At 53.5% G+C, this 21,284-nt stretch carries 17 protein-coding genes, 3 tRNA genes and 1 pseudogene (1 of these 21 running past the window's edge); 3 read left to right on the forward strand and 18 right to left on the reverse strand.

Annotated elements, in window-relative coordinates:
* From atpC to D5366_RS03105, 6 genes are all read right to left on the reverse strand, one after another.
* Positions 1–321: the 5' portion of an ATP synthase F1 subunit epsilon gene (atpC, locus tag D5366_RS03080; protein WP_141492248.1), read on the reverse strand. The gene continues 81 nt to the left of window position 1, outside the view; the window shows 321 of its 402 coding nt (coding positions 1–321); its start codon is at positions 319–321; the stop codon falls past the left edge of the window.
* A 6-nt stretch (positions 322–327) separates the two neighbouring features.
* Complete coding sequence (gene atpD / locus D5366_RS03085; protein ID WP_141492249.1) at positions 328–1,791, reverse strand: F0F1 ATP synthase subunit beta; 1,464 nt, start codon at positions 1,789–1,791, stop codon at positions 328–330.
* A 22-nt stretch (positions 1,792–1,813) separates the two neighbouring features.
* The gene (locus D5366_RS03090; RefSeq protein ID WP_141492250.1) at positions 1,814–2,704 is read right to left on the reverse strand and encodes a F0F1 ATP synthase subunit gamma; all 891 of its coding nucleotides are present in this window, start codon (positions 2,702–2,704) and stop codon (positions 1,814–1,816) included.
* Positions 2,705–2,713: 9 nt separating this feature from the next.
* Positions 2,714–4,249, reverse strand: coding sequence for a F0F1 ATP synthase subunit alpha (gene atpA / locus D5366_RS03095; RefSeq protein ID WP_141492251.1), 1,536 nt, complete (start codon positions 4,247–4,249; stop codon positions 2,714–2,716).
* A complete protein-coding gene (gene atpH / locus D5366_RS03100; protein WP_141493785.1) occupies positions 4,249–4,797 on the reverse strand; it encodes an ATP synthase F1 subunit delta in 549 nt (182 codons plus the stop codon). Before atpH ends, atpA begins: the two co-directional genes overlap by 1 nt.
* 311 nt (positions 4,798–5,108) lie before the next feature.
* A tRNA-Gly gene (locus D5366_RS03105) sits at positions 5,109–5,182 on the reverse strand.
* Positions 5,183–5,347: 165 nt separating this feature from the next.
* Here D5366_RS03105 and D5366_RS03110 point away from each other — a divergent pair.
* The 3 genes from D5366_RS03110 to nusG all read left to right on the forward strand — a co-directional run bounded on the left by D5366_RS03110 (position 5,348) and on the right by nusG (position 6,297).
* Positions 5,348–5,424 (forward strand) — tRNA-Trp (locus D5366_RS03110).
* A gap of 62 nt (positions 5,425–5,486) precedes the next feature.
* Positions 5,487–5,756, forward strand: coding sequence for a preprotein translocase subunit SecE (gene secE, locus D5366_RS03115; RefSeq protein ID WP_240775313.1), 270 nt, complete (start codon positions 5,487–5,489; stop codon positions 5,754–5,756).
* A 10-nt stretch (positions 5,757–5,766) separates the two neighbouring features.
* A complete protein-coding gene (nusG, locus tag D5366_RS03120; protein WP_141492252.1) occupies positions 5,767–6,297 on the forward strand; it encodes a transcription termination/antitermination protein NusG in 531 nt (176 codons plus the stop codon).
* A 51-nt stretch (positions 6,298–6,348) separates the two neighbouring features.
* Here the strand turns inward: nusG and D5366_RS03125 are convergent, their stop codons facing one another.
* From D5366_RS03125 to mtnC, 12 genes and pseudogenes are all read right to left on the reverse strand, one after another.
* Positions 6,349–6,960, reverse strand: coding sequence for a PqiC family protein (locus tag D5366_RS03125; protein WP_141492253.1), 612 nt, complete (start codon positions 6,958–6,960; stop codon positions 6,349–6,351).
* A gap of 4 nt (positions 6,961–6,964) precedes the next feature.
* Positions 6,965–8,620 carry a PqiB family protein gene (locus D5366_RS03130; protein ID WP_141492254.1) on the reverse strand — a complete coding sequence of 552 codons (1,656 nt, stop codon included), beginning with the start codon at positions 8,618–8,620 and terminating at the stop codon, positions 6,965–6,967.
* Positions 8,617–9,177 (reverse strand): paraquat-inducible protein A, encoded by a 561-nt coding sequence (locus tag D5366_RS11925; RefSeq protein WP_240775314.1) that lies wholly within the window; start codon positions 9,175–9,177, stop codon positions 8,617–8,619. Before D5366_RS11925 ends, D5366_RS03130 begins: the two co-directional genes overlap by 4 nt.
* On the reverse strand, positions 9,167–10,138 hold the full coding sequence (locus tag D5366_RS11930) for a paraquat-inducible protein A (RefSeq protein ID WP_240775315.1): 972 nt from the start codon (positions 10,136–10,138) through the stop codon (positions 9,167–9,169). Before D5366_RS11930 ends, D5366_RS11925 begins: the two co-directional genes overlap by 11 nt.
* Positions 10,139–10,291: 153 nt before the next feature.
* A tRNA-Thr gene (locus D5366_RS03140) sits at positions 10,292–10,367 on the reverse strand.
* A 75-nt stretch (positions 10,368–10,442) separates the two neighbouring features.
* Positions 10,443–12,316 (reverse strand): annotated as a pseudogene (gene mutL / locus D5366_RS03145) (DNA mismatch repair endonuclease MutL).
* Between the two features lie 27 nt (positions 12,317–12,343).
* Positions 12,344–12,919 (reverse strand): DUF3035 domain-containing protein, encoded by a 576-nt coding sequence (locus D5366_RS03150; RefSeq protein ID WP_240775316.1) that lies wholly within the window; start codon positions 12,917–12,919, stop codon positions 12,344–12,346.
* 87 nt (positions 12,920–13,006) lie between these two features.
* Positions 13,007–13,519: a signal peptidase II gene (lspA, locus tag D5366_RS03155; RefSeq protein ID WP_240775377.1), complete on the reverse strand. Its 513-nt coding sequence runs from the start codon at positions 13,517–13,519 to the stop codon at positions 13,007–13,009.
* Positions 13,519–16,353, reverse strand: a complete 2,835-nt coding sequence (ileS, locus tag D5366_RS03160; RefSeq protein ID WP_373317488.1) for an isoleucine--tRNA ligase — start codon at positions 16,351–16,353, stop codon at positions 13,519–13,521. The genes lspA and ileS overlap by 1 nt, the downstream gene beginning before the upstream one ends.
* 293 nt (positions 16,354–16,646) lie before the next feature.
* Entirely contained in the window at positions 16,647–19,127 is a 2,481-nt protein-coding gene (locus D5366_RS03165; RefSeq protein ID WP_141493788.1) for a TonB-dependent receptor plug domain-containing protein, read from the reverse strand.
* Positions 19,128–19,665: 538 nt separating this feature from the next.
* Positions 19,666–20,592: a bifunctional riboflavin kinase/FAD synthetase gene (locus D5366_RS03170; RefSeq protein ID WP_141492257.1), complete on the reverse strand. Its 927-nt coding sequence runs from the start codon at positions 20,590–20,592 to the stop codon at positions 19,666–19,668.
* The gene (gene mtnC, locus D5366_RS03175; protein ID WP_141492258.1) at positions 20,589–21,281 is read right to left on the reverse strand and encodes an acireductone synthase; all 693 of its coding nucleotides are present in this window, start codon (positions 21,279–21,281) and stop codon (positions 20,589–20,591) included. Before mtnC ends, D5366_RS03170 begins: the two co-directional genes overlap by 4 nt.
* Positions 21,282–21,284: the final 3 nt, after the last annotated feature.

Consider the following 21,284-nt stretch of genomic DNA (forward strand, 5'->3'; position numbering starts at 1 on the left):
CAGTTGCGCCCACTGATGTTCCAACGTTCCTAGACGCTCACGAGCAGCCTCAGCATCCAGTTCGTTTATTTGGCGAACCGTATCCGCCAAAACTGTGCAACGCTCAGCGCCAATATCCGCAAAACCACCGGATACAAAAAACTCTTCTACAATGCGATCAGCTTCGTAAAGCGCAACAACGCCGCCAGAAAGCTGAAGCATAACAGGAGCATGACCCGGCATCGCCGCAATCTGCCCTTCCCGCCCTGGGAGGACTACCATGTCGATCTGACGATCAACATGGTGCTTTTCAGGGCTAACGATCTCGATGCGGATAGGCATTTTTGATCAGCCCTCTTGCTTCATCTTTTCAGCCTTGGCGATAGCTTCGTCGATGCTACCAACCATGTAGAAAGCGCCTTCTGGCAAATGATCGTATTCACCAGCAACAACCGCCTTGAACGAACGGATTGTATCTTCGAGAGACACCAACTTGCCTGGGGCGCCCGTAAAGACTTCAGCTACGTGGAAAGGCTGAGACAAGAAGCGCTGGATGCGACGTGCACGACCAACAATTTTCTTATCTTCTTCCGAAAGTTCATCCATACCAAGAATTGCAATAATATCTTGCAAGCCTTTGTACGTTTGCAGCGTCTGCTGAACCTTACGAGCAACGTCGTAGTGCTCTTGACCAACAATCTTGGGGTCAAGCGAACGAGACGTGGAGTCCAACGGATCAACCGCAGGATAAATGCCCATTTCTGCAATTGAACGGTTCAACACTGTTGTCGCGTCCAAGTGAGCAAAGGTTGCGGCAGGAGCCGGGTCAGTCAAATCGTCTGCAGGAACGTAGACGGCCTGAACCGAAGTGATGGAGCCCTTCTTAGTAGAAGTAATACGCTCTTGTAGCGCACCCATCTCCGTAGCAAGCGTAGGCTGGTAACCCACTGCTGAAGGAATACGACCCAAGAGCGCCGAAACTTCCGAACCAGCTTGCGTAAAGCGGAAAATGTTATCTACGAAGAAAAGAACATCTTGGCCTTCTTCGTCACGGAAATACTCAGCAAGCGACAGACCCGTAAGAGCAACGCGTGAACGAGCGCCCGGTGGTTCGTTCATCTGGCCGTAGACCAGAGCAACCTTTGAACCTTCGGTTGAACCGTCTTCACCGATCTTGATAACGCCCGCATCCTGCATTTCGAAATACAGGTCGTTACCTTCACGTGTACGCTCACCAACACCCGCAAAAACCGACACGCCACCGTGCGCCTTAGCGATGTTATTGATCAGTTCCTGAATAATAACGGTCTTGCCAACACCGGCACCACCGAACAGGCCGATCTTACCACCCTTCAGATATGGGCACAGCAAGTCAACGACCTTGATACCTGTCACCAGAATTTCAGAAGCAGCGGCCTGCTCTTCGAAAGAAGGAGCCTTGCGGTGGATCGGAAGGTACTTGTCAGAAACGATTGGGCCGCGCTCATCAATCGCGTCACCAACAACGTTCAAGATACGACCAAGCGTCGCTGGACCAACAGGAACCATGATCTGGTTGCCCGTATCGCGCACTTCTGCACCACGGATCAAACCGTCCGTTGCTTCCATAGCAATGCAGCGGACTTGGCGGTCACCAATCTGCTGAGCAACTTCCAGAACCAGTGTTTCATCACCGTTCTTGACGTGCAGCGCGTTTAGGATGTGGGGAAGTTCACCCTCAAACTGCACATCGACAACCGGTCCGCGCACCTGCGTGACACGGCCCACCGCGTTGTTTGCAGCTTGGGCGGGAGAAGAAAGAGTCTCGGACATCGGTGTCGTCTCCTGCGTGATCTCAAACGGCGTCGGCGCCGGAGATGATCTCGATCAGTTCGTTAGTAATATTAGCCTGTCGAGTACGATTGTACTTCTGAGACAGACGATCAATGGCTTTGCTGGCGTTACGGCTTGCGTTGTCCATAGCGGTCATACGCGCACCTTGTTCACCAGCGGCGCTCTCCAAGAGAGCAGAGAAGATTTGAACCTTAAGGTTGCGCGGCAGCAAAGCTTCAAGCAGCGCGGTCTCATCAGGCTCGAATTCATACTGCGCCGATTCTGCACCTGCCTCATTATCGTTCTGAGGGGCCGCTTGCAGCGGAACAAGTGCGGAGCGCGTAGGAACTTGCGTCATTGCATTGACGAACTGGTTGTAAACCAGCGTGCACCGATCAATTTCGCCAGCATTGAGCAGAGAGACGATTTTATCCCCCACTTCTTCTGCCTTTGCGAAATTGATATCACGGCCGATAACGCCGGTTTCGTCCGCCAACATCAACTCAGGAAATTCACGGCCGAGAACGTCCGCACCTTTCCGGCCGACAGGAAGAATGCGGATCGAACGACCTGCAGCCTTGAGCTCCTGTACGTGCTGACGCACATTCCGGACTACGTTGGCATTGAAGCCACCAGCCAGCCCACGATCAGACGTCATTGCAACAATGAGGTGCGTTTGATCACGCCCCGTACCTGCCAGCAACACTGGCAGGTTGGAGGGATCTTGGTGACGGACCGCAGTTGCCAACTCAGACATCATGCGCCCCATCGCTACCGCATAGGGGCGTGATGCTTCTGCGTGAGACTGAGCGCGTCGCAGCTTAGAAGCTGCGACCATTTTCATCGCGTTCGTAATCTTACGCGTCGATTTGACGCCTGCGATCCGACCGCGCAATTCCTTCAGCGAGGGCATGATCGATCCTTACGCGGAGAAACGCTTCCCGAATGCTTCAAGCAGCTCTTTGAGCTTGCTCTCAGTTTCCGGCTTGATCTGGCGATCGTTGCGAATAGCCGCGAGAACATCTGATCCCGGGCCACGCACTTCGCTCAAAAGAGCAGCTTCGTACGCTACCACTTGGTCAACCGGCACAGAGTCCAAGTAACCGCGTGTACCAGCATACAGAACGACAACCTGTTCTTCGACTTGAAGTGGTGACGTTTCTGGCTGCTTCAGTAGTTCAACCAAACGTGCACCGCGGTCAAGCTGACGACGCGTTGCAGGGTCAAGATCAGAAGCGAACTGCGAGAACGCAGCCATTTCACGGTACTGAGCGAGTTCCAGCTTAACCTTGCCAGCAACTTGCTTCATAGCCTTGATCTGCGCAGCAGAACCAACACGTGAAACAGAACCGCCAACGTTCACAGCCGGGCGAATACCCTTATAGAACAGATCTGTCTCAAGGAAGATCTGACCGTCTGTGATGGAGATGACGTTTGTTGGGATATAGGCAGCTGTATCACCAGCTTGCGTTTCAATTACTGGCAGAGCCGTAAGTGAACCGCCGCCGTTCGCATCAGACATCTTCGCTGCGCGTTCCAACAGGCGTGAGTGCAAGTAGAACACGTCACCAGGGAATGCTTCACGTGCAGGCGGACGACGCAGGAGCAATGACATCTGGCGGTAAGCTACAGCCTGCTTAGACAGGTCGTCGTAACATACCAGAGCGTGCATTCCGTTGTCACGGAAGTACTCACCCATTGCGCAAGCGGCGTATGGTGCAAGATATTGCATCGGAGCCGCGTCAGAAGCTGTTGCAGCAACAACGATGGAGTATTCCATCGCACCTTGCTCCGTCAGCGTACGGACGAGGTTTGCAACCGTTGAACGCTTCTGGCCGACAGCTACGTAAATGCAGTACAGGGACTTCTTTGGGTCACCCTCAGCATTCACTGTCTTCTGAGCGACGATTGTGTCGACCAGAATTGCTGTCTTACCGGTTTGACGGTCACCGATAATCAACTCACGCTGGCCACGGCCAACAGGCACCAGAGCATCAATTGCCTTGATACCTGTCTGCATTGGCTCGCCAACGGATTGACGTGGCATGATGCCAGGAGCTTTTACTTCAGCGCGGCGGTATTCAACGTCTGTCAGCGGGCCACGGCCGTCGATCGGATTACCGATACCGTCCACAACACGACCAAGCAGGCCTTTACCAACCGGAACCTGTACGACTTCCTTAGTGCGCAGAACTGTATCGCCTTCGCGCACTTCGTCACCGTCACCAAAAAGCACAACACCAACGTTGTCGGCTTCTAGGTTCAGCGCCATACCCTTAAGGCCACTGCCCTCAAACTCAACCATTTCGCCAGCCATGACGTTGGTGAGCCCGTAAACGCGCGCAATGCCGTCACCGATCGACAGGACCGTACCGGTCTCTGAAACGGCTTCAGCACTGTCAAATGACGCGATTTGCTGCTTGAGGATGTCCGAAATCTCGGCGGGACGGATATCCATCACGCGGCTCCCTTCATAGCGTTTTGCAGGCGAGTGAGACGCCCAGCGATCGAGGTATCAAACAAAGTAGATCCAACACGCACCGTCATGCCACCAATCAAAGCAGGATCTACCTGTTCGACCAAAGACACTCGGCTGTAACCAGCTTCTGCAAGACGTGCTTGCAACTGGATGCGCTGCGAATCTGAAAGAGGTTGTGCGGAGCGGATCTCTGCTACGCTCTCACCACGGAGAGCAGCGTCATACGCAAGGATAGCGTTCAGTACGTCGTTAAGCAGCGCAAGACGGCCGTTCTGGGACACTACACCGATCAGGCGGCGAATAGCATCACTCAGACCAAAACGCTCCACCAGTGCACTTACAACACGGTTGGCGTCTTTTGGATCAATCCGCGCATCATTTAAGAATGCTCGGAGATCATCGCTTGTCCCCACAGCATCGCGCAAAGCACGTACCTGAGGAACAACTTCAGCCAATCCGCCCTGCTCGGAGACGTAATCGTAAAAAGCACGGGCATAACGCCCGGCTGCACCGTTTACGGCCCCCATCTGCGGCACCTGTGTTACCGTCGTCACACGCGTGTTCCGTCTCTGTTATCTTTACCGCAAATGCGGCCGGGCGCCACGATAGACTCCCGTGCTTCTGATTGATCCAACCAGACCCGGCTCACTTTCATCAAAAAAGCGCAACTCACGACAGTCTGATCATCCACACTGCGCAGCGTCTAGCACGGCTCACCGATCTGACGCAACCAATGCTCACACTCAAAAATAACTAAGATGTCCGAACATGATCCTGCGCGCGCAACGGAACTGCCGCCCGCATTTCTGCGGAAAGTATTTGGATGTTTTTGGAGATTTGGAGCGGGCGAAGGGAATCGAACCCTCCTCAGAAGCTTGGAAGGCTACTGCATTACCACTATGCTACGCCCGCTCATCTGAGGATTGATCTACTGCATTCTTTTTTTTTACGCAAGATACGCCTCGAGAGTTTTTTTAGAAAAAAATCCAGATACGGCATTGACTTTACCATCAGAATAATATTTCTTTCGGCCACTGTCCTAGCGCAATTCCTCTCAACGGAAATCGTTTTGACACTAGGGGCGTAGCTCAATTGGCTAGAGCGCCGGTCTCCAAAACCGGAGGTTGCGGGTTCGAGACCCTCCGCCCCTGCCATTCCGCCCTCCGGGCGGTTCAACGATCTATAGGTTCGTGAACCGCAGGATGCGGCATTTCACTTGAATTCGAGGATCACGGTGTCGGTCAGTACCCCGCAAGGCGATTCGCGCAAGTCGGCGCCACAGAACAACGGTTCAAGCTTCAACATTCGCACTTACTTTAAAGAAGTGCGCGCAGAAGCTCTCCGCGTCACTTGGCCAACACGACGTAATACCGTGATCACGACGGGTGCCGTCCTTTTCATGGCAACCATCACCTGCATCTTCTTCTTTATTGTGGACCAGGCCATCGGCTTTGGTGTCCGCTCACTTTTCGGCATCGGAGGCTAAGACAGACGACATGGCAAAACGTTGGTATGTGGTTCACGTCTATTCCGGCTTTGAAAAGAAGATTGCAAGCCACATTCAAGAGCAAGCCGCCCAGAAAGGCCTGTCCGACCATATTGAGCAAATCTTGGTACCATCAGAAGATGTTACTGAGGTCCGCCGCGGTCGTAAGGTAAACGCAGAACGCAAATTCTTCCCCGGCTATGTTCTCGTCAAAATGGAACTGACCGACGAAGCTTGGCACTTGGTTAAAGATACACCCAAGGTCACCGGCTTCCTTGGCTCGCGCAACAAGCCAACGCCCATCACGGCTGCCGAAGCAGAGCGTATCATGAAGCAGGCTCAAGAAGGCGTCGAGCGTCCTCGCTCGACACTCACCTTCGAGATCGGCGAACAAATCCGCGTTGCAGATGGCCCGTTCACGTCCTTCAACGGCATGATCGAAGAAGTCGACGACGAACGCCAGCGCCTCAAAGTCAGTGTCTCTATCTTCGGGCGCTCCACGCCTGTCGATTTGGAGTTCACTCAGGTTGAGAAGCTCTAAGTCACTTCAAACATACAAAAAAGGGCCCCTTTCGAGGCCCTTTTTTTATACCTATTTGCCCACCTCTGGCGGCAAGCTTTGCAACTGTGCAACTAAACTATCAGACATGATAGCCAGCCCATGACTCAGCTCCGAAACCAGCTTTTCTGTACTATGACTTACAGACGCATCACTTCTCCACTGAAACGGCTGAAGCAAACTCCCTCCTGTACCATCGCGCCGGTGAGCCGTTAGCGCCCCTGCGACATAAGCTCGACCTTGGCTGTCTGCCTCAAAGTTCCTTATAGTCACCTCGACAATTGCCGTAGGTGATGCTGTGACTGCGTCATTCTGAGCGTAAACTCTGCTGGCTGGCAAACGCACGGCTAAATTGCTCGCCAAAGTGTGACCCAGCATTTCTGCAAGCGGCTCACTCCAGCTTGCACCATCTGCGAGTTTCGTACGGTAGCCTTCGTCACCCCATACAATCGTGTCTCGGTCTAACCGCGATGAAATGACAGGCGTCACAACCTCAATCAAACTAGGACTAACCTGCACAACAGGGCCATTTTCGGGTGCCAAAGTATAAAGCTTTGGTGAACTATTGCTGCAAGCAGCAAGGCCAGCACATAGCAGTGCAAAGGCCCCCATACGTCCAAAGGGATGCTTCAAAGTATAAACCATGACGTTAATTCCTGCGTCCCGTTACGAGCGATGAAGGGTGATGATCAAGATAGTCTGTCAGCAATCGCAAGGAGCGCGACGTCTGTGTGAGCTGAAGAATCATGCTTTGCAGGTTGCGGTGAAAATCCGTATCTCCACCATAAGCGCCCAAAACGGACTGAGCATTTGCAAGCGTACCTTGCAGCGCCGTCATCATGGCTGGGAGATGTTCGTTCGCGGTCTTTGTCAGATCGTCCAAATGACGCAACGAATCGCGCAGAGCCACCAAAGACTGCGTTACTTCCTTGCTTTTTATACGGCTATCCGCATGAGCGAGCAGATCATTCACATGCTCCCCGATCTGGGTAAGAGGCATGGCTGCCACTTTGTCCGTTATCGTTGAGACAGACGCCATAATGCCGTCCACACCACCCGGCTGACTTGGTAGAACTGCCGCATCCCCCTCATACGTCAACGTCACAGGCTTTGCGTGCTTAATGAATTGCAGAGCAATCATCGATTCTCCGGTTAGGAAGCTTGCACTTTCCACCGATGCACGCATTCCACACGCGACAAAATCATCAAGCGACGGCGAGCTGTCACCATCGTTTGACATAACACGCTCAGGCTCAAGCTCCATTGCCACGCGTATGCGCGGCGCCTGCCCAGCACCACGCATTTGCAGCCGTATTTCGGTAACCGTACCAACTTGCAGGCCAAACATGCTCACTTGGCTGCCAATAGTCAGCCCTTTGACCGATGTATCGACATACGTCACTGCCATTAGACGGTGATGATAGCGTGCCGTTTCAGCTTCAGCTTGGCTGCCATAGAGCTTGAAAACCGAATTCGCTGGCGCAATCGGGCCATCAGCTCCGCGCATCGGTTCCGGCAACCCAAAGGCAACCCCGCCCGAAAATAGAGCCTGAATGGACTGCATCTGCACCTTCAAGCCGCCGGCACCCAGCCCCACTTGCAGACCTGATACATTCCAGAACCGGCTTTCCGTACGGAGGTAGCGGTCATACGGCGCTTTTACGAAAACCTGTAAAACTATTGGCCCCTCGCCCCCCGGCGGCATCGTGTAGCCAAGAACTTCGCCCACTGTAACATCGCGGAAAAAGACAGGCGCGCCCTGCCCCAACGACCCCAAAGTAGGCGAAACTAGCCAAAACGTGCTTCCCGGCTGGTCAGACCGCACACCCGGAACGGATTCCAAACCGCGAAAATCTGCTTGGTAGTGTCCACCTGAACCACCCGGGTCAATCGCGATGTATGCACCAGACAGCAAAGTATCGAGGCCGGTAATGCTAGTACCGTTGATGCGAGGCTTCACCACCCAGAAGCGCGTTTTATCTGTCAATATTCTTGCGCTGTCCGCATTCATTTGCACACGCGCGATGACATGCCGCATATCATCACTGAGCGTTACCTCCTGAACGGTTCCGAGGGTTACCGCTTTATTCTTCACCTGAGTTTGTCCAGGTGTTAAGCCATCGGCCGTATCGAATGTTATTGTGATTTCAGGCCCACGCGTGGCGAAATGCTTCCACGCCAGCCAACCGGTAATGGCAATAGCTAGAATAGGAATCAGCAAAATCAGCGAGAATCGTGTACGCCTTGTCGGAGCTTCCGGCACAGAGGAGGCTTGGCTCTCATTCTCAGATTGACGTTCAGTCACGCTCTTTCGGGCTCCATAGTAGTACAATCAGGGGTCTGGGCTTTAGTAAGTTGATGCCGCGTTTCTTCTTTAGGCTCATCCGGTACCGCCGGTGCGCTACTGGTACCAGTCGGCCGGCCATTCAAACTCTTGTCACCGTGAACATCGTTTAAACCTGCTGCGTCCCACATGCTTCTTGGATCAAAACGTTCGGCCGCGAAGATGGTGAGCACCACGACTGAAGCAAAACAGACCATGCCAAGTTCAGCATGAACGTTCGCCATAAATCCAAAACGCACAACGGCGCATAGAATAGAAATCATAAACACGTCGATCATTGACCAACGTCCAATAATTTCCACTACACGATACAACTTCCCTAAAAAAGCGAGCGGTTTTTTAGGCTTTAAACGTATCGATACGAGCATTACGGCCAAAGCAATAATTTTGAGCACCGGCACTGTAATACTTGCAAAAAGTACCAACAACGCCAGCGGCACCATATCGGCCTGCCACAATTCAATAACACCCGACATAATGGTGCTGGGCGCTCCCGAACCCACCTTACTATACGTCATGACAGGAAATAAGTTTGCGGGAACATATAAAACGATGCTGGCGACTAGGAATGCAGCAGCTGCAACGAAACCGTTTTTTTTTCCGACGACGGAGTATTTGGCCACAACGCGGGCAGTCCCCTAGATCCGCCTCAGAATCTACAGGGTGGTCAAACGCCATAACCAAGGAACAACATTGACACGACACAACGTGGTCTGGCGGAGGAAGCTGGTCACTACGCCCATCTACATGCGCCACCTCAAAGAGACGCCCACATTGACCATCAATCGTTTCTCTCAGAGCGCGATTGTTCCAGATAAGTTCATCATCAAAGGTTGAGTCGAGCACAGACATCGTAATCATGAGCGCACCGAGCACATAAACGCCGGGTTGCAAAATTACGACCGCCAAGTCTACCAACTTAGTGTACGCGACCAACACACCCAGTACGTAAACCTCAATCATAGACCATGTTCTGAGCCGCTCGTACCAAGCCAAAAGGCACGGCGTCCAATCTGGCATGCGCTTTTTGGAGGCTCCGTACAATATGGCCGCCATCAGCGCGATGACCACGCCCGGCATGACAATCGTCACAAGCGCTACAAGACAGGCAATCCCACCGAAACCTTGCCGTACGAGTTCCAGCGGCCCCGCCCACAGCGAAACGGTATTTTCGCGCCCATAAACATTCAGTGTCATTAACGGATCTAACAGAAGCACCAGATATAATGCTGCTGCAGTAATGCAAAAAGCTGCAGGTGTACCGATGACAGACGTTCTGCGGCGACGCGCTAGCTGCGTGCCGCACCGCACACACTTAACGGAATAACCCGGCTTTAAAGACGGGAGCGTCTGCACTTGCCCGCATACGAAGCACTCCCGCACACCTTCAAGCACCAAGAGGGAGTCATGCGGGGCTTGGCTTTGCGGCGATAACCGAACAGCCCCGTGCCATAATTTTTTATGAAACTGCCTTTTCATGCTTCCCCTTTGCGCTTTTTGCATGACGCCAGCATCGCCATAACGCACGCAGCTTCAGCCTGCACAAAACACGCACAAAGAACACGTATAAGCCACCCGCACAATAACGTGCAGAGACAAGGCAAGTTTTATTTTAGAGAGGGAAGACCTCAATGGTGCCGGAGAAGAGATTCGAACTCCCGACCCCATCATTACGAATGACGTGCTCTACCAGCTGAGCTACACCGGCCGTCCATTGAGGTGATGGCCTTTTAGCGGCCTAACCAGAGGATGACAAGCCCCGTTTTTGAAAAAAGAAAGTTTTTCACGTAATACGCCCGAAAAGACGCTCAATCTCCGCGCGCGTAAGCTTCAGCCAGGTTGGACGGCCATGAGAGCATGTATTCGCGCGGGGAGTACGCTCCATTTCCCGCAATAACGCGTTCATTTCTTCTGGTTTCAAACGCCGCCCCGCACGGATGCTTCCATGACAGGCCATCCTTGCCAAAACGGCATCGAGCTTACGTGAAAAACTTTCCGTATTTGCCGCGTCCAAGTCCGGATCTTGCGCCAATTCATCAGCAACGTCTTTTAATAAGGAGGCCACATCAGCCTTGCCCAATAAAGCAGGAACCGCTCTGAGCAGCACGCTTCCGGATCCAAAAGGCTCAACGACCAAACCCAGATTTTCCAGATTTTCAGCACAAGCCAGCAACGCATCCGCCTCACGGGCCGGCAGGTCAATTACCTCCGGAAGAAGCAAAGATTGCGCTTTCAATACCCCTTTGGCGTGTAATTCACGCAGGCGCTCATGCGTCAAACGTTCATGCGCAGCGTGCTGATCCACAAGGATCAAATCGCCATCAGGAGCAACGGACAATAAATATGTGTCAAAAACCTGCGCGACAGCGGCACCGAGGGGAAACGCATCTTTTGGCCCCTGCCCTTCGCCCCGTGTACCGTCCACGGCCAACGGCGTGCGCGCTTGCGGCAGGAAATTACGCTCCAACTCGGAAAAACCAGATGGAGCACTTTTCTCTTCCATTGAAGTTTGAGCAACGTATGTGTCGCTACTCGGCGTTTCTTCCTGTGGCCAAGCCCCCCGCTCAATCAGGGAAGGCACTCCCGAGGCACGGGAAGGATAAACGATTGAGGGACGACTACCGCCCAAACGTGCCTGCACGCCCCCCCGCCAGACCCATGCCCCAACGCACGCCCCAGACCGCCAATCAGCAGTGCTTTGACATCTGCTTCATCTGCAAAGCGCAACTCCGTTTTCGCAGGATGAACGTTTACGTCCAAACGCTCTAACGGCACGGTAATATTCAGTGCATGGACAGGGAAACGGCCCTGCGTAATGACCGGGCGATACGCAACGCGTATCGCAGTACGCAACATCGGGTCCGTTACAGGGCGGCCATTAACGTGCACAAATTGACCCGCCCCTGTTGCCCGCGTTCGTCCCGGCCCACAAGCGTAGCCCGACAAACGCAAAGCCCCACGCTGTTCATCCAGCGGAAGGAGCATGTCTGATGGCGTATCTAAAATCGCAGCCGTGCGCGCCAGAGGGCTTTGCTCAGGCACGTCAAACAGCACCCTCTCATCTAGCAATACTCTGATGGCGCAATGAGGGGCGCTGAGCGCCAGCCTACGCATCACCGCTTCCGCGTGGCCCGTTTCCACTCGGGGAGATTTCAGAAACTTACGACGAGCCGGAGTAGCAAAAAATAGGTCTGTTACAACGATGCGTGTGCCGACAGGGCCTGATGCTGGCTCCGGAGGACTAATAACGCCACCTTCGACCCTAAGACACCATGCCGTTTCAGCCCCCGCCACGCGAGACGTCAACGCCAAGCGGGCACTCGCCCCAATTGACGGCAATGCCTCACCCCGAAAGCCTAACGTTTTTATATGGACAAGACGCTCATCCTGCAACTTAGACGTGCAGTGCCTCTGGACAGCCAATTGCAGGTCATCAGGCGTCATACCGCAGCCGTCATCTGTGACGTCGATACGGTCAACGCCCCCACCACGCAATGCGACCACGATGCGGCGCGCACCCGCATCCAAGGCATTTTCAACGAGTTCTTTGAGCGCGGCTGCAGGGCGCTCAATGACCTCGCCGGCCGCAATTAAATCAATAACGTGATTAGACAAGGGCCGGATGACCGGCCTCTCACGCGCTTGCATTGCATTCACACAAAAAATTGGGGCTCTAGCGCCCTCTTAGAAGACGCCGAGGAAATGGCCCGTTTTCTTCGTGACTGTAGGCGTAGCACCTGTGGTTGCCTTACGGCCAAGAGCAGTGTTCTCACGGATGCGGCGGTTTTCGCCATCTCCGTCCACAACGCCACCAGCCTTACCACCGGACCAGAACATCAGGTTATCAACAAAACCCGCATCTGCGTTGCCCAGCTCAGCATTATCAGACGCACGTGACGCTTGGGTAGCTTGCGCGACCAGAGATGTCTGGCCTGCGCTTTCGCTGCCCACAACAGGGTGCAGAGCTGTGTCAGGTGAAAGCGTTTCCAGCGCTTGCAGACGCGGGCTCTCGTCCGGGCGGTGAGCATCAGCGGCACCGGGGAGTTGCATCTTCTCTGACGGCGGCATTGAAAGCGGCGCACGGGTCGTGACCGTGTACTCGTCGGGCATGATGCGTTCCATGCCGAAAGCACGCGTCACGTCATCCCCCGAACAGCCGGCGAGCATTACTCCAAAAGAAGCAACAGCACCAATCTGGGCACATAAACGAACGGAAGGAATACGAAAAAAGCGCATGGTCAGACCCTGAAAGGCGATCACAATTCAAATACTCCTACCGTTCTAAGCCCCATGGGGCAAGCTATGCAGCACATTTGGCAGCATCTTATGGCTGTCTTTTCCGCATAATCACTGCGCAGAACGCTGCCTTTCGGACAGAAAACTATCCAGCATCCATACTGCGACACCACAAACGATACCCGAATCTGCGACGTTGAACACGTACCATGACCACCCAAAAGCATGGGCATGCAAGAAATCAACCACGGCGCCATAGCGCACGCGATCAATCACATTGCCTATGGCTCCGCCAGCAATCGCCCCAGCCGCACCAGCAACAAGCACGCGCGACGTGCGCGCAACGCATACCAAGAGCAGGACAACGGCTACGAGCGACACAGCTTCAAAAATAAGCGGCCCCTTATTTCCCAAGCCACCAAACATGCCGAACGTAACCGCATGGTTCCAGACCATCGTAAAGTTCAGGAACGGCAAGATTTGCACGGACCCACGCGCCGGGAGGTCATAACCATAAAGAATCCAGTTCTTGCTCAGCTGATCAGCCGCCAGAACGAGAAACAAAAAGATGACCCCCAGCGTAATACGCTTCAAACGCCCTTGCCGCTGAGCTTTAACCTCCATCACGCCACCACGCTTACACAACGGCGGCATAGAGCGGAGTGCTCTTCATGTTCACCGACTTCTGGAAGAACCTTCCAGCAGCGTGCACATTTTTCACCGTCGGCGCGCTCCACTTTAGGTGCGCCATGGCCACCCTCAGCCTCTACCAGCGTAGCGTGCGACGTGATGAGCAGTTCAGCCCAGTCGAGAGATGCACCACCGAAGCGTGAACGCTCCTCTGCTGTGAGCGGCAGCGTAACCTGCGCTTCAAGCGATGACCCGATGACCCCGTCACGGCGCGCTGTCTCAAGTTCCGTCGTAACAATGCGGCGATAGGCACGGATGTGCTCCCATGCTTCCCCTAGTGCTGCATCATGCCATTCCGCTGCCGGCTCAAAGAAAGCCGCGAGATGGATGCTGTTTTCATCACCAAAACGGGCCTGCCATGCCTCTTCTGCTGTGAAGACCAGTACCGGAGCCAACCAAGTGCACAGCGCACGATGCAACACATCAAGCACCGTACGAACGGCGCGGCGCGTCGGGTCGGACGGCGCATCACAGTACAATACGTCTTTACGAATATCGAAATAGAACGCTGACAGATCAGTCGTGCAGAAACCATGTAGCGCCGGATAGACACCAACCCATTGATGGGTTTCCACCGCGCGAGCAATCAATCCGTGCAACTCGGACAGACGGTGCAGAATGTAGCGCTCCAGCGGCGGCAGCTCTGCGTGGGGGACAATCTCCTCCTCAGCAAAACCTTCTAAGGCGCCGAGCAACCAACGCAGAGTGTTCCGCAACCGACGATACAATTCGCCCTGCTGCTTAAGGATCTCATTGCCAATGCGCAGATCTTCATTCGTATCCGAGTTCAAAATCCAAAGACGCAGAATATCTGCCCCCAATGAATTCCAAACATCGGCAGGAGCGACAACATTGCCCAAGGACTTGGACATTTTGCGCCCTTGTTCATCCAACACAAAGCCGTTCGTCACAACAGCCTTATACGGAGAAACACCCCGTGTCCCGACGCCTTCCAGCAGAGATGACTGGAACCAACCGCGATGCTGATCTGACCCTTCAAGATACAGATCAGCAGGAACATTCATGTTCTCCTGACCTTCAATGAAGGTATGGCTCGAACCTGATTCAAACCACACATCCACAATATCGAAGACTTGCTCATAATCCGCCGGATCACGCCCTTCGCCGAGGAATTGTGCTGGATCGGCCTCGTACCAGATATCCGCACCCTTTTCCTTGAACGCATCGACAATCCGCGCCATCACGGCTGGATCACGCAGCACTTCGCCCGTCCGCTTTTCAACGAATACAGCGATAGGCACACCCCACGCACGCTGGCGCGAAATGCACCAATCTGGGCGCTGTTCGACCATTGATGTAAGACGGCGGCGTGCTGATTCGGGCACAAACGTCACATCATCCAGCGCTTTTAGTGATTTTTCGCGCAGCTTTTGCTCGCCATCCATGGCGATAAACCACTGAGGCGTAGCGCGGTAGATGATTGGCGCTTTTGACCGCCATGAATGCGGATATGAGTGCAGAACCTTACTACGTGCCATGAGGCCAGTTGCAGCACCTCCGGCGCGCTCAGCCTCATCTCGTGCCTCATCCAGCAAAGCACACACCGGGTCAGACGCTTTGAACACGTGCGTCCCGGCCAAATGCGGTACCCAAGCAGCGTAGCGCCCGTCATCCAGCACTAACTCTGGCACTTCAATGCCATTCGCACGACTGACAATAAAGTCATCCACACCGTGAGATGGAGCCGTATGCACAAGGCCCGTACCCGCATCCGTCGTTACGAAGTCAGCGGATAACAAGGGTACGTCATGTTCATAACCACGGCCGCGCCATGGATGGGCGCAGACCACACCCGCCAATGCACTGCCGGGCAACGTGTACAGCACGTGATGCGCAGCAATACCAACTTGCTGACAGAAACCCTCAGCCAGATCTTCCGCTACAAGCAGCTTCGCCCCTGACGGAACCTTACTACCCTCAGCAGTTTCATCCGCGCGTAAAACGACATAGGTGATGTCCGGGCCGAAAGTGATGGCGCGGTTTGCTGGCATTGTCCACGGCGTCGTGGTCCAAATCACCGCAGATACGTCCGTTAATGCTTTGCCGGGCGTCGTATCTTTTACGACCGGAAAAGCCACGTGAATCGTGGTGGATTCGATGTCGTGATATTCAATTTCTGCTTCAGCCAGAGCTGTTTTCTCAACAGGGCTCCACATGACAGGACGCAAACCACGGTACAGACCGCCATTCAGCAAAAAGCGTCCAATCTCTTGGACGATCTTTGCCTCTGACTCGAAATCCATAGTGACGTAGCGATGCGCCCACTCAGCTTGTACGCCAAGACGCTTAAAATCTTCTGCCTGTTTTGCAACCCATTGAGCCGCATATTCACGACACTCAGCACGGAACTGCAGTAAAGGCACCTCGTCCTTATTTTTACCCGCTTTGCGGTACTGCTCTTCGATGCGCCACTCAATCGGCAAGCCGTGGCAGTCCCAACCCGGCTGATAACGCACAGCATAACCTGCCATGCGATGTGCGCGATTAACCACATCCTTCATGACCTTGTTCAGGGCATGGCCAATATGGATATGACCGTTCGCATAAGGAGGACCATCGTGCAGGGTGAAAACTGGGCGCCCGGCTTCCGCTTTTCTAATATGTCCGTCTAAGTCCATTGCCTCCCAGCGGGCCAAAGTTTCTGGCTCACGCTTGGGTAGGCCACCGCGCATTGGAAACGCTGTACGTGGCAAAAACACCGTATCGCGATAGCGGTCTTGTTGTTCTTTAAAACTGGCGTCGGACATGAAAAACGGCCCCGTCTGGTCAGACATAAAAGCAAATGTGCTTCATATGGGGAGCCAGAAGCAATCCGGTCAAGCCCAGCGCCTATTTACTGAGCCATTCGGCGCATTTTTAGCATCGCCAGCAGCTATTACGCGTGCCTTTTTGCCTTACCTGCGACGAACATGCCTGCATTTCGTCTATTTTTGACTGCGCCAGCGTCTAGCCCACGACTTGCGCCCTGACCCACACAAAGCCGTAAAACGCAAAAAGCCCCTCCGTTTACTGGAGGGGCTTTTCTGCTCAATGAACGCTCTCAGAAAGATGCGTTCACGCGGCCGAAGTAATAAGCGCCAGTGAATGGGATCTGACCCGAGAACTGGTCGTACATGCTGCCGCCAGCCTGTGTCAGCTCACCCGGCAGTTTGCGAGGGCGAACATTGAAGATGTTGTTAGCACCAACAGAAGCATGGATGCGGTCTGTCACACGGTAGCCAATTTCCAGATCCGTCAACCAGCGTGGCGTGTTCTTAAACTGTGCAAAGCACGAGTTCGAGTAACGCAGCGCACCACCCTTGGAGCATGTTGCAGAAGCAGGCGTCCAATCTTGGTACGTCATCATCGCTGTCGTCTCACCGTAACGGCTCTGACGCAGGTTTACGTCCCATTTTCCAACCGTCCACAATGCGTTCAGGATCAGCTTGCTGCGCGGCGTTGCGGTCGTCAGATACGCGATGTCCTGCTCGTTCAGCAGAGGTTGACCAAGGTTCGACATACCGTTGTGATGCAAACGTGTACGGTTAAGGTTGAATGCCGCCGTCAAGCTGACATTGCCATAGTCCCGCATACGAACGAGGTAGTCTGCCTTAATATCCATACCCTGAGTACGGGTAGATGCACCGTTGGACAGGAAGAAAGCCGAAGAGTTTGCAATGTTATTTGCCGTCGGCGTGATATCGAAGCCAAAGGAGCGAATAGCGTCGAGAGCGGACTGCCCCTTAACCGTACCGCCCTGCACAATACGATCACGCAGGTTGATCTGGTAAGCGTCAACCTCAACATGCAAGCCATGCAGTGGTTCAGCCGTAAAGCCGAGGCTTGCATTAGTAGAACGCTCTGGCTTCAAACCGGTCGCGCCGAGTGAACGCGCACCAGCAGATTCCACCGGCAACTGACCAGCGACACTGCCACTACCCGCAAACGTGTTCAGGCGGCTGAAATGAGCTTCCTGCAAGGTCGGAGCACGGAAACCGTTGCTGATTGTACCACGGACAGCAAAGCGCGGTGTAAAGTCATAACGCGCAGAGATTTTGCCGTTCTCTGTGTTCTGGGTGTTGGTGTAATACTCGTAACGGCCCGCTACATCGATCTGAAGTTTCTGCGTCGGGTGGAACGTCGCATCAACATAAGCAGAGTAAACGTTACGGAACCACGTACCCGCTGACTGCGGTGGGATACCTGTATGCTCAACCGGTCCACCATAGAGGTAAGACTCAGGGTTACCTGCTACGATCTGGTAGCGATCCAAACGGTGCTCACCACCAAATGCCAAATTTACAGGCAGGACATTAGCAATCGTAAAGGCACGGCGCAGATCAAGATTGTTAGTCCATTGTGCGTTCTTCTGGGTGTAATCCCAGAACTTGGTCGGGGAGTAACCCTTCGCACTGATCATACCCAAGTTAACAACATCACGGATGCTGATACGAGAGTTGTTGCCGCCGTAAACTGACGAGAAATCCCAGTCAAAGCCAAACAAATTCTGTCCGCGCAGACCGAGAAGCGCTGAATAATCCAACTCGTCATCTGCTGTGATGGGGCGAAGGCCATCTGGGAAGTAACCTGGCACAACATATGGGCGCTTATAAGCACGCATTTCTGCGTGGCGATACGCCAACATGCTCTGACCGTAGAGTTCAATGCCTTGTGTGATGGGCTTGGCAAAGTTGATGCCCAGATTCTCACGCGTTTCTTTTGGCGTGCTCAGATAGTCAGTCTGACGACCCTTCCAAGATTGGTTGGCACCGTTCTTTACGAAGTAGTTTCTGGTGTCAGCACCGGCTGGCCAGTAGCCAAGCAAAGCATGGTCAGGGCCCCACGCAATGGTGTGATCCGTGTGGTAAAACTGTGCGCCGATATGAATATAGCCATCGGAACCAAGCTTCAAACCGCCATCAGCATCCAGCTGATACTGCACACCATCGCCATTATAAGCGTTTGCGCCAGTTTGCGCGCTCAGGTTCAGGCCATGATCTTTCTTCTTGGTGATGATGTTCACCACACCGGCAATGGCGTCTGAACCGTACATAGCCGCTGCGCCATCTTCCAGCACCTCGATATGGTCGATCATGTTGCCGGGAATCATGTTCAAGTCTACGCCGGAAGACGCGAACTGAGGACCAGACTTCTGAACAATGTTCGCCGTTGTATGGCGGCGCTTACCATCGACCAGAACAAGCGTCTCGTTCGGGTTCAGACCACGCATCTGGATCGAAGCGACCAATGAGTTGGTGTTCGAACCGCGAGCACTCATCGTAATGGATGGGTAAGTCCGCGTCAGAGCATTGGAAACATTCAGTTCACCTGAACGCGCCAAAGTTGCCGCTGAGATCAAGGCAATCGGACTGATGCTTTGACGTGCCTTAACATGCGAAGCGCGCGTACCTGTGACGATAACCTGCTCTTGAGTATCGCTGTTACGCGACGTTGGATGAGCATGCGCTTTGTGAGCTGTCGCTACAGGCTTCACAGCTGCTTTTTGCTTTGTTTCCGCCCATGCTCCTGCTGAGAAAAGCATAGGTGTACACGCTGACGTCGCGACCAAAAGTAATTTTACTTTTTTCACGAATAACTCCAGATCAGGGAATATTTCTGTTTCTGAAGCGCGATTTAATGAAGCTGAAAACGTAACAAAAGTTACAGTTTTAAGTCATCGAAATATATTGGTCATATGTTGCACAACATGTCTTAAGCCTTAGAAAATCTGGATATTTTTTTGCCGAACTTAATTTTTCATTCTCTCGAAGGGTACGTCGTAAAATTGCTTTCTTTTCAATTATTTAAATAAATTTTACAAAATGTGTTTCTAGAATTCGCTCTGTATCAAAGCCCTGCCGGGGGGCAGTGCGCAACTGGACCTCCTTTAAAAAGCGCTATTGAGAAGCTTAGCCCCACACCGACAGCACCCGTATTGACCTTATTGCGTGTCCTAAAAGACACAACACTTTGTAGGCTCAAGAGAGAACGCATGCCGGGATCCCCAAACACATGAAAACAAGACGTTAGACGTGATGGCCTTACGCTTATTGTCCCGGCATAAAAAACGAATCGCGGTTTTAGCGTGATGATAGAATTTTACGCGCTTGCGCTGCGTCTTGGGCGATCTGTGCTTTCAACGCATCAAGACTATCGAAGCGGCACTCTTCCCGCATGAGACATACCAATGCGACCGACAAGATCTGACCGTATAGGTCGCCAGAAAAATCAAACAAATGAACTTCTAGGCGGCTCTCTTGGCCATCATTAATCGTAGGCCTGCGTCCAATATTAGCAACGCCCGGCAGGACACGGCCATCCGGCAAGGTAACCCACACAGCATAAACGCCACGTGCCGGCTCAATATGCTGACCCAAGGGTATATTTGCCGTAGGAAAGCCAAGCAGCCTTCCACGCTGGTCCCCGTGAACAACCGGACCGACAATGCTCCACAATCGCCCCAACTCCATTGCCGCCCGCTCGGGATAACCTTCCTGTAAGAGACGACGTATGCGACTGGACGAGATAGGGCCGTTATCATCCGTCAGCTGCGGAACAATACTAAGGCCGACACCATGTTCTGTGAGCAGATGCTCCAACCGAGCCGTATCTCCGCCCCGGCGATGCCCGAATGCAAAATCCGCGCCGCACGCAACGTGCTGAACGCCTAGCGCGTTAATTAGGACATCTTTGACAAATTCTTCCGCCCCAAGATGCGAGAACTCTGCGTCAAATGCCAATTGAAAAACGGACTCAACGCCCTGCTCCTGCAGGGCGTTGGCCCTGACATTTGGCAGCATCAGGCGAAAAGCCGGATCTTGCGGGCGAAATAAAGCCCGCGGGTGCGGGTCAAAAGTTACAACAGAAAGTGGACGGTCCGGCCGAGCCGTACGCAGCGTATTCAAGACATGCACATGCCCTCTGTGCACGCCATCAAAATTACCTAATGCTGCGACCGTACCGCGCGCCTGCGCCGGAACAGCGCGCCAGTCAGTGTAGACGCTCATGCAAGAGCAGACCCAGCAAGGCCGAAATTCGCAGCCACTTCAGCAAGAGTTGCAGCCTGTGGCACGCCAACATGCGGCACAGTTGCATCTTGAGGGCGTACCAACTGACAAACGGCTAACCCCGCTTCAATCGCGGCGTCCAGTTCAGCACCGATATCGGACAGGAACAAAATCTCTCCGGCCTCAACATTCAAAGCCTGAGCAATTTTCACATATGAAGTCGCGTCTTTTTTGCCACCCGTCGACAGGTCAAAAAACCCCTCAAACAAGCTGGTCACATCGCCTTGGGCGGTATGACCGTATAGAAGCTTCTGGGACGGAATCGAACCTGACGAATAAACAGCCAAACCCAGCCCAGCATCCTTCCAGGCCTTTAACGCGGGCAATACGTCCGCATAGAGATCTGCGCGAATTGTTCCATCCGCAAACCCCTGACGCCATGCAACCCCTTGCAGGGCTTTCAAGGGAGCAGCTTTTTCGTCGCGTGCCATCCACTCTTGGCAAACATCAAGAGGATCACGGCCGGGAAAAGAACGTTCGATCTCACGTCGGGCATTTGCAACAGTTGGCTCTGACTGATCCGCCAGAACTGCTGGCAGGGCACGTGCCGCGTATGGAAACATCACGTCCTTGACGAAAGTGATCGGCAGTGTGGTGCCTTCAATATCCAGCAGAACAAAACGAATCATAAA

The sequence above is a fragment of the Neokomagataea tanensis genome (genome assembly GCF_006542335.1).
Classification (GTDB): domain Bacteria; phylum Pseudomonadota; class Alphaproteobacteria; order Acetobacterales; family Acetobacteraceae; genus Gluconobacter; species Gluconobacter tanensis.